The 12,184-nt window shown below is 69.6% G+C and carries 10 protein-coding genes and 1 pseudogene; 2 read left to right on the forward strand and 9 right to left on the reverse strand.

Features of this window, described 5'->3' with window-relative positions:
* Position 1 precedes the first annotated feature (1 nt).
* A complete protein-coding gene (locus tag FZN60_RS20975; protein WP_158875470.1) occupies positions 2 to 1,174 on the forward strand; it encodes an osmoprotectant NAGGN system M42 family peptidase in 1,173 nt (390 codons plus the stop codon).
* 255 nt (positions 1,175 to 1,429) lie between these two features.
* Here FZN60_RS20975 and FZN60_RS20980 read toward each other — a convergent pair whose 3' ends face one another.
* From FZN60_RS20980 to FZN60_RS21020, 9 genes and pseudogenes are all read right to left on the reverse strand, one after another.
* Positions 1,430 to 2,092 carry an HAD-IA family hydrolase gene (locus FZN60_RS20980; RefSeq protein ID WP_158875471.1) on the reverse strand — a complete coding sequence of 221 codons (663 nt, stop codon included), beginning with the start codon at positions 2,090 to 2,092 and terminating at the stop codon, positions 1,430 to 1,432.
* A 34-nt stretch (positions 2,093 to 2,126) separates the two neighbouring features.
* Positions 2,127 to 3,035, reverse strand: coding sequence for a polysaccharide deacetylase family protein (locus tag FZN60_RS20985; RefSeq protein ID WP_158875472.1), 909 nt, complete (start codon positions 3,033 to 3,035; stop codon positions 2,127 to 2,129).
* A gap of 96 nt (positions 3,036 to 3,131) precedes the next feature.
* Positions 3,132 to 3,389: a formate dehydrogenase subunit delta gene (locus FZN60_RS20990; protein ID WP_158875473.1), complete on the reverse strand. Its 258-nt coding sequence runs from the start codon at positions 3,387 to 3,389 to the stop codon at positions 3,132 to 3,134.
* Positions 3,379 to 4,224 (reverse strand): formate dehydrogenase accessory sulfurtransferase FdhD, encoded by an 846-nt coding sequence (fdhD, locus tag FZN60_RS20995; protein ID WP_158875474.1) that lies wholly within the window; start codon positions 4,222 to 4,224, stop codon positions 3,379 to 3,381. The genes FZN60_RS20990 and fdhD overlap by 11 nt, the downstream gene beginning before the upstream one ends.
* A gap of 214 nt (positions 4,225 to 4,438) precedes the next feature.
* The gene (fdhF, locus tag FZN60_RS21000; RefSeq protein WP_158875475.1) at positions 4,439 to 7,285 is read right to left on the reverse strand and encodes a formate dehydrogenase subunit alpha; all 2,847 of its coding nucleotides are present in this window, start codon (positions 7,283 to 7,285) and stop codon (positions 4,439 to 4,441) included.
* A gap of 199 nt (positions 7,286 to 7,484) precedes the next feature.
* The gene (locus tag FZN60_RS21005; protein ID WP_158875476.1) at positions 7,485 to 9,041 is read right to left on the reverse strand and encodes a formate dehydrogenase beta subunit; all 1,557 of its coding nucleotides are present in this window, start codon (positions 9,039 to 9,041) and stop codon (positions 7,485 to 7,487) included.
* On the reverse strand, positions 9,038 to 9,514 hold the full coding sequence (locus FZN60_RS21010) for a formate dehydrogenase subunit gamma (RefSeq protein WP_439647311.1): 477 nt from the start codon (positions 9,512 to 9,514) through the stop codon (positions 9,038 to 9,040). The genes FZN60_RS21005 and FZN60_RS21010 overlap by 4 nt, the downstream gene beginning before the upstream one ends.
* A gap of 97 nt (positions 9,515 to 9,611) precedes the next feature.
* Positions 9,612 to 10,493, reverse strand: a complete 882-nt coding sequence (locus FZN60_RS21015; protein WP_158875478.1) for a LysR family transcriptional regulator — start codon at positions 10,491 to 10,493, stop codon at positions 9,612 to 9,614.
* Positions 10,494 to 10,728: 235 nt separating this feature from the next.
* Positions 10,729 to 11,343: pseudogene (locus FZN60_RS21020) on the reverse strand (TerC family protein); the annotation flags it as partial.
* Between the two features lie 290 nt (positions 11,344 to 11,633).
* Between FZN60_RS21020 and queF the strand changes: the two are divergent.
* The gene (gene queF, locus FZN60_RS21025) at positions 11,634 to 12,092 is read left to right on the forward strand and encodes a preQ(1) synthase (RefSeq protein ID WP_158875480.1); all 459 of its coding nucleotides are present in this window, start codon (positions 11,634 to 11,636) and stop codon (positions 12,090 to 12,092) included.
* Positions 12,093 to 12,184: the final 92 nt, after the last annotated feature.

Raw genomic sequence — 12,184 nt, forward strand, 5'->3', positions numbered from 1 at the left:
GTTGGCCCGTCTTCCCATCGACGCGCAGTACCTCACCGAACAGCTGAAGGCCCTCCTGAAGATCCCGAGCCCGACCGGCTACACCGACACGGTGGTGCGCCACGTCACGCAGGAGGTGCAGCGGCTCGGCCTCGACGTCGAGCTGACGCGCCGCGGCGGCATCATCGCCATCCATCGCGGCAAGGGTCGCGCGGCCGCCCGCGCCATTGTCGGCCACGTCGACACGCTCGGCGCGCAGGTGAAGCGCCTGAAGGAGAACGGCCGGCTGGAGCTCGTCTCGATCGGCCACTGGTCGGCGCGCTTCGCCGAAGGCGCGCGCGCGACGATCTTCTCCGAGGCCGGCACCTATCGCGGCACGATTCTGCCGCTGAAGGCCTCGGGCCACACCTTCAACGAGGAGATCGACACCCTCCCCGTCGGCTGGCCCTATGTCGAGCTGCGCATCGACGCGATCGCCCGCACCGACGCGGAAACCAGGAAGCTCGGCATCGACGTCGGCGACATCGTCGCCATCGATCCGCAGCCCGAATTCCTGGAGAACGGCTACATCGTCTCGCGCCACCTGGACGACAAGGCGGGCGTCGCCGTCATGCTCGCCGCGGCCGAGGCGCTCGCTCGCGAGAAGGCCGAGACCGAGGTCGACATCCACTTCCTCTTCACCATCGCGGAAGAGGTCGGCGTCGGCGCGGCCTCGATCCTGACGCCGGACGTCGCCTCGATGGTCGCGATCGACAACGGCACCACGGCGCCGGGCCAGAACTCGTCGGAGTTCGGCGTGACGATCGCCATGGCCGACCAGACCGGCCCCTTCGACTTCCACCTGACGCAGAAACTCGTGCGCCTCTGCCGCGAGGAGGACATCCGCTTCCAGAAGGACGTCTTCCGCTACTACCGCTCGGACTCGGCGTCGGCCGTCGAGGCCGGCCACGACGTGCGCACGGCACTCATCACCTTCGGCGTCGACGCGAGCCACGGCTACGAGCGCATCCACGTCCACGCCCTGCGCTCGCTCGCCGAACTCGTCACCGCCTACGCCACCTCACCGATCGAGATCGAGCGCGACCGCGAGTATCACGCCGGCCTCAAGGGCTTCACGCGCCAGCCGACGCGGGAAGCGCCGCAGGTGATCGAGGACGATCCGGCCCCGGCACACGTGCCGGCGGGGGTGGTGTAGGCGCACGGCCGTCGGCGGAACCCGGCCGGGCAAAGCGCTGCCACCCTCGCCCGCTTGCGGGAGAGGGTGGCGAGCGTGAGTTCGGTGGGTGCGCAGGGTGTCGGCCGCGCAAGCGGCCGAGCGAAGACCAACGTCGCAAAGCGTCCTTCGCCTTCGGCACCCCTGGGCGAGCCACGCGTCTCGCCCGCCCTTCGGGCCCCTCATCCCCCTGCCGGGACCTTCTCCCGTCAGCGGGAGAAGGGAGCAGCTTCGCCGTCAGCCCTTCGCCGTCAGCCGCAGCACGTGGCCGTCGGCGGCCGCCGCGAGCCCGTCATACCCCTTCAGCGTCGCGTGGGGCACATCCACCGGGTGCGTGTGGAGCGCCGTGATCACGACCACCGACGCGCCCGACGCCTCCGCCGCCTTGATGCCGGCGGGCGCGTCCTCGAAGACGGCGCAGTCGCGGATATCGACGCCGAGGCGCTCGGCACCGAGAAGGAAGCAGTCCGGCGCCGGCTTGCCGCGCGTCACGTCCTCGGCCGTGATCATGGTCGCCGACGGCGGCAGTCCGGCGGCGGCGAGGCGGCGCAGCGCCAGATCGCGCGGCGCGGAGGTGACGATCGCCCAGCGCTCCGGCGGCAGCGCGCCGAGAAAGGCCGAAGCGCCGGCTATCGCCTCGATGCCGCCCATGTCCTCCATCTCCGCCTGGAGAAGGTCGTGCGCTTCCGCGATCGGGTCGACGCCGGGCAGGTTCAGCCGGGCGATCGTGTCGATCGCCCGCTGGCCGTGGATCGTCGGCAGAAAGGCCTCGACGTCGAGCCCGTGGCGGCGCGCCCAGGCGCCCCAGCAGCGCTCGGTGGCGGCGATCGAGGTGAGGATCGTCCCGTCCATGTCGAACAGGAAGGCTGCGAAGCCGCGGGTCGGAAGAGGCTGGGTCATGGACCGAGCCTCTATCCGAGCGGCGGCGCCGGGTCTACCGCTGAACCTGCATCGAGGGCACGGATGCCAGGAGCACGCCGTCCGCCGGCATCGGCGCGAGGCGCACCACCTTGTAGCCGCGCTCCTGGAGGTCGGCGAGGAGGCCCGGCAGCATCGCGGCCGTGCCGCCGTGGATATCGTGGAACAGGATGATGCCCCTGCCCTGCTTCTCCACCGCCGCCAGCGTCCGGGCGCGCACGGCGTCCGGCGTGGAGCGGAAGTAGTCCTTGGAGTCGATGTCGACGTCGATCGGCACCGTGTGTTCGTCCGCGAGGCGCGAGCGCAGCGTCGCGGTGTCCGCGAGATAGGGGAAGCGGAAGAAGGGCGCGGCCTCCAGGCCCGCGGGCGCGAGCGCGGCGTCGACGCTGCGCTCGCCCTCGTGGATCTCCGCCATCGCGGCATCGGCCGAGAGCGTGCGCAGGTTCTTGTGGCGCTCGGTGTGGGAGCCGATGGCATGGCCACGGCGGGCGACGTCCTGGGCGATGTCGGGATAGGCGTCGGCCATCTGCCCGACCATCAGGAAGGTCGCGCCGACGCCGTAGCGATCGAGCGTGTCGAGGATCTTGCGCGTCTTGCCCGGCATCGGGCCGTCGTCGAAGCTGAGCACCACCTCCTTGAGCTCGAGCTTCAGGTCCGCCACCGCGCCGACGTGGATCGTGCGCCCGTTCAGCGGCGAGGTGCCGGCGAGCGGCGCGAAGGAGCGGGCGAGCGGGAAGCCGGCCTGCGTCTTCGCCGCACCGCCCTCCTCCGCCGCGAAGGCGAGGCTCGGCGCGTCGGCGGCGGCGAGACCCGGCGCCTCGGCGAGGTCGGTGGATGCGGCCTGCCGGTTCGGCATGCCCGCGCAGCCGGCGAGCGCGGAGGCGCAAAGAAGGAGCCCGAAGCCCGCGAGGTGCTGGCGCCGCATGGTTGACCCGTCCTGATCATGGTGAACGACGGGGTCTATGTAGCCGGACCAGGGTTAATGCCGGGTTGGCGCGCGCTGCGCCCGCGCGTCGGCGCCTCAGCCTTCGGTTGCGGTGGTGGTGCGCGCTTCCAGCGGTGCCTCGGGCCGGCGGATCTCCGGCAGTGCCTCCAGCACCAGCGGATGGATGCCCTCGGTCTTGCCCGCCTCGACCCGCTCGAACAGCTGCCGGCGCATGCGCGGCTCCCAATACATATTGATGTGTTCGGCGACGTTGGGCGAGCGCGCGCCCATCGGCGCCGACTGGAAGAAGGTGGCGATCTGGTTCGCCATGCGCACGAGCTTGTCAGAATCCATCGGGCCGCTCCCTGCCGGCTTCGAGCGCGCCGGCGATGCGGTGCGGATGAGTGAAGATCTCGAACTCGGCGCCGCGCACCACGGCGACGAGGGTGAGCCCCGCCTCCTCCGCGGTCCGCACGCCAAGCGCCGTCGGCGCGGACACGGCGGCGAGCAGCCCCGCGCCCATCACCGCGGCCTTCTGGATCAGCTCGACCGAGACGCGGCTCGTCACGACGACGAAGCCGGAGGCCGGATCGACGCCGTCGCGCGCGAGGTGCCCGGCGACCTTGTCCAGCGCGTTGTGCCGGCCGACGTCCTCGCGCGAAACGACGAGGCCGCGGCCGGGCACGAAGAAGCCGGCGGCGTGGACGGCGCGCGTCAGCCGGCTCAGCGCCTGCGCCGCGTACATCGCGTCCATCGCGTTGGCGATGTCGTCCGGCGCGACGACGAGCCCGGCGCCTGCGACCGAGGACAGAGGCGGCGCCGCGAGTTCCAGGCTTTCGACGCCGCAGAGGCCGCAGCCGACCGGCCCCGTCATCATCCGCCGCCGCGCGGTGTAGCCGGCGGAGCGCGCCTCGTTCAGCCAGAGCCGGCAGTCGATGCCGGCCTCGGTCTCGGCGACCTCCATCCGCTCGATCTCGCGGGGATGCGAGACGATGCGCTCGTTCAGGGCGAGGCCGAGGCCGAGATCCTCGACGTTCCGCGGCGTCGCCATCATCACGGCGTGCGTCGAACCGTTGATCGAGATCGCCACCGCGGTTTCGTCCGGCACGGCGCGCTCGCCGACAGTGAAGCCGCCGGAGCGGAAGGCGATGGAGCGGATGTGGCGGGCGGGCGGCGGGAGGTCGGTCACGCGAGAGGTCCGAAGAAGGCGCTGTTTCCCTCGCCCGCTTGCGGGAGAGGTTCCCGCCGAAGGCGGGGGGTGAGGGTGTCGGCCGCGAAGCAGCCATGCAAAGAACCCGCACGACGCAGCGCCTGCGATGAGCCACCCTCATCCCCCTGCCGGGACCTTCTCCCGCCAGCGGGAGAAGGGAGCAGCGTCCGCGTCGCGCTATCCGTGTCGGACGTCACTCCGCCGCCTCGGCAACGGCGATCCTTCGGCTTTCCTCCGTCAGCTCGCGATAATCCTCCTGCCAGTCGGTCGGGCCGTTGGAGGGCGAGATTTGGACCGCCGTCACCTTGTATTCCGGGCAGTTGGTCGCCCAGTCGGAGAAGTCGGTGGTGATGACGTTGGCCTGCGTCGCGGGATGGTGGAAGGTCGTGTAGACGACGCCCGGCGCGACGCGCGTCGTGATCCGCGCCCGCAGCGAGGTCGAGCCCGAGCGGCTGTCGAGGCGCACCCAGTCCGACTCGCGGATGCCGCGCTGCTCGGCGTCGTGCGGGTGGATCTCGAGGACGTCCTCGTCATGCCACAGGACGTTCTGCGTGCGCCGGGTCTGCGCGCCGACATTGTACTGCGACAGGATGCGACCGGTGGTCAGGAGCAGCGGGAAGCGCGGTCCGGTGCGCTCGTCGGTCGGCACGTATTCCGTGATGACGAACTTGCCCTTGCCGCGCATGAACTCGTCGACGTGCATGATCGGCGCGCCTTCCGGGAAGGTCTCGTTGCAGGGCCACTGCACCGAGCCCATGCGCTCCAGGAGGTCGTAGGTGACGTTGGCGAAGGAGGGCGTCGTCGCGGCGATCTCGGCCATGATCTCGGACGGATGGCCGTAGTTCATGTCCAGGCCCATGGCCTGGGCGAGGCGCTGCGTCACCTCCCAGTCGGCGAGGCCGTTCCTCGGCGCCATCACTTTGCGCACGCGGTTGATGCGTCGCTCGGCGTTGGTGAAGGTGCCGTCCTTTTCCAGGAAGGAGGATCCGGGCAGGAAGACGTTGGCGTAGTTCGCGGTCTCGTTCAGGAACAGGTCGTGGACGATGAGGAGTTCGAGGGCGGCAAGGCCCGCCGAGACGTGCTTGGTGTCCGGGTCCGACTGGAGGATGTCCTCGCCCTGGACGTAGAGCCCCTTGAAGGTGCCCTCCACCGCCGCGTCGAACATGTTGGGGATGCGAAGCCCGGGCTCCTTGTCGATCACGACGCCCCAGAGGTCCTCGTAGATCGAGCGGACCTCGTCGGTGGAGATGTGGCGATAGCCCGGCAGCTCGTGCGGGAACGAGCCCATGTCGCAGGAGCCCTGCACGTTGTTCTGCCCGCGCAAGGGATTCACGCCGACGCCGACGCGGCCGATATTGCCGGTCACCATGGCGAGGTTGGCGATGGCCATGACGGTGGTCGAGCCCTGGGAGTGCTCGGTGACGCCGAGGCCGTAATAGATCGCGCCGTTGCCGCCGGTGGCGTAGAGGCGCGCGGCCTTGCGGACCTCCTCGGCGGGCACGCCGGTGACGCGCTCCACCGCTTCCGGCGAATGGCGCTCCTCGGCGACGAAGGCGGCCCATTCCTGGAAATCGTCCCAGTCGCAGCGCTCGCGCACGAAGCTCTCGTTGACGAGGCCTTCGGTGACGATGACGTGGGCGAGCGCGGTCACCATCGCGACGTTGGTGCCGGGCTTCAGCGCCAGGTGGTGCTCGGCCTCGACATGGGGCGTGCGCACGAGGTCGATGCGGCGCGGGTCGATGACGATGAGCTTGGCGCCCTCGCGCAGGCGCTTCTTCAGCCGCGAGGCGAAGACGGGGTGGCCGTCGGTCGGGTTGGCGCCGATCACCAGGGCGACGTCGGTGTATTCGACGGAATCGAAGTCCTGCGTGCCGGCCGAGGTGCCGAAGGTGGTCTTGAGGCCGTAACCCGTCGGCGAGTGGCAGACGCGGGCGCAGGTGTCGATGTTGTTGTTGCCGAAGCCGGCGCGCACCAGCTTCTGGACGAGATAGACCTCCTCGTTGGTGCAGCGCGAGGAGGAGATCGCGCCGACCGAGCCGCGGCCGTGACGGTCCTGGATGTCCTTGATCTTGGCTGCCGAGAAGGCGAAGGCCTCTTCCCACGACACTTCCCGCCAGGGCTGGGAATAGTGGTCGCGGATCATCGGGTTGAGGATGCGGTCCTTGTGGGTCGCGTAACCGAAGGCGAAGCGGCCCTTCACGCAGGAATGGCCGCGGTTCGCCTTGCCGTCCTTGTAGGGCACCATGCGCACCAGCTCGTCGCCGCGCATCTCCGCCTTGAACGAGCAGCCGACGCCGCAATAGGCGCAGGTGGTGACGACGGAACGGTCCGGCGTGCCGATCTGGACGACCGACTTCTCCTGCAGCGTCGCCGTCGGGCAGGCCTGGACGCAGGCGCCGCAGGACACGCATTCGGAGGAGAGGAAGTCGTCGTAGCTCGTGCCGGCCGAGATCAGCGAGTCGAAGCCGCGCCCGTCCACCGTCAGCGCGAAGGTGCCCTGCACCTCGCCGCAGGCGCGCACGCAGCGCGAGCAGACGATGCACTTCGACGGGTCGAACTGGAAGTAGGGGTTCGACTGGTCCTTGGCCTTGCCGAGGTGGTTCTCACCCTCGTAGCCGTAGCGCACCTCGCGAAGGCCGACGGCACCGGCCTGCGTCTGAAGCTCGCAGTCGCCGTTGGCCGCGCAGGTCAGGCAGTCCAGCGGATGGTCGGAGATGTAGAGCTCCATGACGCCCTTGCGGATCGCCTTCAGGCGCTCCGTCTGGGTGCGGACCTTCATGCCCTCCACGACCGGCGTGGTGCAGGAAGCGGGCGTCCCGCGCATGCCCTCGACTTCCACGACGCAGAGCCGGCAGGAGCCGTAGGCGTCCATCATGTCGGTCGCGCAGAGCTTCGGCACGCCGATGCCGGCCTCCGTCGCCGCGCGCATGACGGAGGTGCCCTCGGGGACCGTGACGGCGAAGCCGTCGACGGTGAGCGTCACCGTCTTCTCGGCGCGGGACTTCGGCGTGCCGTAGTCGATCTCGTGGACGAGGCTCATGTCACCCTCCAAAGGGTCGGAGCAATAGCAGGGCATCGAAGCTGCTCCCTTCTCCCGTTTCGGGAGAAGGTGCCGGCAGGCGGACGAGGGTTGTTTCCGCCCACGCTGCGCTTTCTGGAGAAACTCTCGCCCGCCCCTTGGGGGCACCCTCTTCCGTGAGCGGGAGAGGCGAAGAGCGCCCTTTTCTGAAAAGCCGCGCTCATTCCGCAGCCTCCCGCAGCGGCGTGCCGTGGAAATCCTCGGGGAAGTGCGTCAGGGCGCTCATCACCGGATACGGCGTGAAGCCGCCGAGCGCGCAGAGCGAGCCGAACTTCATCGTGTTGCAGAGGTCCTCGACGAGGGCGAGGTTCTCGGCGACGCGCTCGCCGCGCATCACCTTCTCCACCGTTTCGCGCCCGCGCACCGCGCCGATGCGACAGGGCGTGCACTTGCCGCAGGACTCGACGGCGCAGAACTCGAAGGCGAAGCGGGCCTGCTTCATCATGTCGACGCTGTCGTCGAAGACGACGATGCCGGCATGGCCGATCAGGCCGTCCTTCGCCGCGAAGGCCTCGTAGTCGAAGGGCATGTCGAAGAGCGAGCGGGGGAAGTACGCCCCGAGCGGCCCGCCGACCTGGACGGCGCGCACCGGACGCCCACTCTCGGTGTTCCCGCCGATACCGTCGACGATCTCGCCGAGCGTCAGGCCGAACGCCGCCTCGTAGAGGCCGCCATGCTTCACGTTGCCGGCGATCTGGAGGGGCATGGTCCCGCGCGAGCGGCCCATGCCGAAATTCTTGTAGAAGCCGGCGCCCTTGGCCAGGATCACCGGCACGGAGGCGAGCGTCACGACGTTGTTGATGACGGTCGGCTTGCCGAAAAGACCCTTGTGCGCAGGCAGCGGCGGCTTGAAGCGCACCTGCCCCCGCTTGCCCTCCAGGCTGTCGAGCAGCGCGGTCTCTTCGCCGCAGACATAGGCGCCAGCGCCGACGCGCACCTCGACGTCGAAGGCGCACCCGCTGCCGAGGACGGAGGTGCCGAACACCTTCTCACGGCGCAGGACCTCGACGGCCTCGCTGAGGATCCGGATCGCGACCGGATATTCCGAGCGGAGATACACGAAACCCTTGGTCGCCCCGACCGCGAGGCCGGCGATCGCCATGCCTTCGAGGAGGCAGAACGGGTCGCCCTCCATGATCATCCGGTCGGCGAAGGTGCCTGAATCGCCCTCGTCGGCATTGGCGACGATGTACTTCCGGTCGGCGGCGAAGTCCGCGACCGTCTTCCACTTGATGCCGGTCGGGAAGCCCGCGCCGCCGCGCCCGCGCAGGCCCGACTCGAGCACCTCGGCGACGGTCTTCTCGGCGCCCAGCTCGATCGCGCGCGCCAAGCCTTCGAGGCCGCCATGGGCGCGATAATCGTCCAGCGAGAGCGGGTCGGTGATGCCGCAGCGCGCGAAGGTCAGGCGCGTCTGGTTCTTGAGAAACGGATGCTCGTCGACGAGGCCGACGCGCTTGGGATGCCTGCCACCGGTCAGCAGCGCGCCATCCAGCAGCGCCACAGCCTCCTCCGGCTCCACCGGACCGTAGCCGACGCGGCCGTCGACCGTTTCGACCTCGACCAGCGGCTCCAGCCAGGCCATGCCCCGCGAGCCGTTGCGCACCACGACCGCGTCGAGGCCGCGGCGGGCGATCTCGCGCGCGAAGCTGTCGGCGATCTCGTCGGCGCCGCAGGCGACCGCGGCGCTGTCGAGGGGCACGAAGATGCGGGTGGTCACAGCATCACCTCCTCGACGAGCGCTTCGGCGCGGGCGGGCGTCAGCCGCGCGACGAGCCGGCCGTGGTCGATCATCGCGGAGGGTCCGCTGGCGCAAAGGCCGAGGCAGTAGACGGCCTCCAAAGTCACCTGCCCGTCCGGCGTCGTTTCACCGAACGACACGCCCAGCGCCTTCTCGACCGCCTCGGCGACGGCGTCGCTGCCGCGCGCCTGGCAGGCCTCGGCCCGGCAGACCTTGAGGACGTGCCGGCCGCGCGGCGCCTGGTGGTAGTCATGGTAGAAGGACACGACGCCGTAGACCTCGGCGCGCGACAGGTTCAGCGCGGCCGAGACGAGCCGCACCGCGTCCTCGCCGACGAAGCCGTATCGCGCCTGAAAGGCGTTGAGGATCGGCAGAAGCGGTCCTTCGAGATGCTTCAGCTCGGCGATGATCCCGGCGGCGTCCTCGGCGTCGAACGCCTTGAAAACGGTCAAAGCGCCCTCCATTCCGAACTTCGAACCGTTCCAAGCTTAGGCAGCAGTCACGCCGAAGATCAAGCGCAACGAAGCGTTCTTTGATAGAGGATATCTATCAAGACAGGCCGACCGCGGCCACCTCGTTCCAGAAGGCTTCGATGAGCGCGGGGCGCGGGGCGCGGCGGGCGGTGACGAGGCCGATGCGATAGCTCACCCCGCCGGCGATCGGCACCATCACGATGGGCGCCCCGAACCGCAGGATCTCGGCCGTTCGCAGCGGCATGATGGTGGCGAAGCGGCCGGTGCGCACGTGGGTGATCAGCGCGACCATGGAGTTGGACTCGAGAACGGTGCGCACCTGCCGTCCCTCGGCGGTCAGGTGCCGGTCGAGGATCCGGCGATTCTGCATGGAGCTCGACAGGAGGCAGAGCGGGATCGAGGCGACCTCGGCCCAGGACACCTCGGCGCGCTCGGAAAAAGCGTTGCCCTCCGTCGTCACGAGGCAGTAGCGCTCGGCATAAAGGAAGCGCGTATCGAGCCGCCGCACCCGCTCGTCCTCGATATAGGTCAGGCCGATGTCGACCTCGAAGTCCTCCACCCCTTGCGCGATGTCGGCCGAGGTCATCGACTGGATGTCGTAGGCGACGTCGGGATGCTTGTCGTGGAAGGGGGTCGTCAGGCGGGATACGACCGCGAGGGCCGTCGGGATGACCGCGATGCGCAGCGTTCCGCTGAGCTGCGCGCGCCCGCTGGCGATCTCGTCGCGCATGGAGCGCACGTCGCCGACGATGCGGCGCGCCCAGGCGAGGACGCGCTCGCCCTCAGCCGTCACGCCCTGGAAGCGCGAGCCCCGGTTGACGAGCGTCACGCCCAGCTGCTCCTCCAGGTGCCGCAAGCCGGCCGACAGGGTCGGCTGCGTGATGCCGAGCCGCTCGGCCGCCCGGCCGAAATGACGCTCGCTGGCCAGCGCGATGAAGTATTCGAGCTTTTCGATCACCGCTGCCGGGGCTCCCCAACGAAGGACGCCGCGCCCGATGACGCGGGCGCGGCGTTCTCAGTCTGACACCGCCGGCGACGCGAAGCGACCCCGATCGATCGTCGAGGGTTGCTTATTACTGCGCCGCGGGTGCGGGCGCAGGCGTCGCCGGTGCCGCGGCCGGCACCTCGGCGCCGGCCGGCAGGGCCGGATGCGCGGTGTCCTTGACCGCGAAGGGGATGTACTCGCCGATCGGCGGGTAGACCTGGACGAGCCCCTTCAGCACCATCTCCACCGCGACGAACAGGATCACGGCGAGGCCGACATAGGCGATCCAGCGGTGGCGGTTCAGGAGCTTGGCGATGAAGTTGGCGGCAAGGCCCATCAGCGCGATCGACAGGATGAGGCCGAAGGCGAGGAGCGACCAGTGATGGCCCTCGGCGGCGCCGGCGACGGCGAGCACGTTGTCGAGCGACATCGACACGTCGGCCAGGATGATCTGCGTCGCCGCCTGTCGGAAGGTCTTGCGCGGCGCGCCGGTCTCGGCGCCGGACAGTCCCGCTTCGCCGTCCGCGTCGTGATGCGACACGCGCAGCTCGGTCCACATCTTCCAGCAGACCCACAGGAGCAGGATGCCGCCCGCCAGAAGCAGGCCGAAGATGCCGAGGAGCTGGGTGGCGACGACGGTGAAGGCGATGCGCAGGCCGGTCGCCGCGGCGATGCCCCAGAAGATCGCCTTGGCGCGCTGCTCCTTGGGCAGGCCGGCGACCGCGAGGCCGATGACGATGGCGTTGTCGCCCGCGAGGACGACGTCGATCATGATGATCTGGCCGAGGGCCAACCATCCTTCGGGCGTGAGGAGTTCGAACATGGAGGGCCTTTCGTGACCGCGAACGGTGACATGCGACGCCCGTTCGGCCCCGACGCACCGCCCTTCTGGTTCGGCGGACGGCAGGTCGCGACGCAGCGGCGCGAGTGGGATCGTCCGCCAGTCCGACATCGCAGCCGCGTGGCTGCCAGAGGGGCCCGGCCTGGCTGCGCCGGCTTTATGACGGATCACGCGAAATTTCAACGCGGCGTGATGGATGGATTTCGCGATTGAAACGTATTCGCGTCCCGATTACCCGCGAGAGCGTCCCCGCCGACGATCAGGAGCCCCGCTTGACTGACCCCCATCTCACTCAGCTCGGCCGCGACAGCCGTCCCGCCGCGAGCCCCGACGAAGCCGTTCTGGAAACCGTTCCCTACACGCGCGGCGAGGGGCCGCCGGCGATCGTGCGCTTCACCTGCCCGGAGTTCACCTCGCTCTGCCCGGTGACCGGCCAGCCGGATTTCGCCCACCTCGTGATCGACTACGCGCCCGACGCGCGGCTCGTCGAATCCAAGTCGCTCAAGCTGTTCCTCACCAGCTTCCGCAACCACGGCGCCTTTCACGAGGACTGCACGGTGACGGTCGGGCGCCGGATCGTCGAGGCGACGCGGCCGCTCTGGCTGCGGATCGGCGGCTACTGGTACCCGCGCGGCGGCATTCCGATCGACGTGTTCTGGCAGACCGGCGCGCCGCCCGAAGGCGCATTCCTGCCCGACCAGGGCGTTCCGCTCTATCGCGGGCGAGGCTGAGGACAAGCCTCGCATGTCGATTGATCCGGCCTGCGTCAGCCACTAGACGCTTGGATCAAACAGTTACGTCGCAAGCGGGAAAGCGGAACGCC

The organism is Antarcticirhabdus aurantiaca (assembly GCF_009765365.1).
GTDB lineage: Bacteria > Pseudomonadota > Alphaproteobacteria > Rhizobiales > Rhizobiaceae > Antarcticirhabdus > Antarcticirhabdus aurantiaca.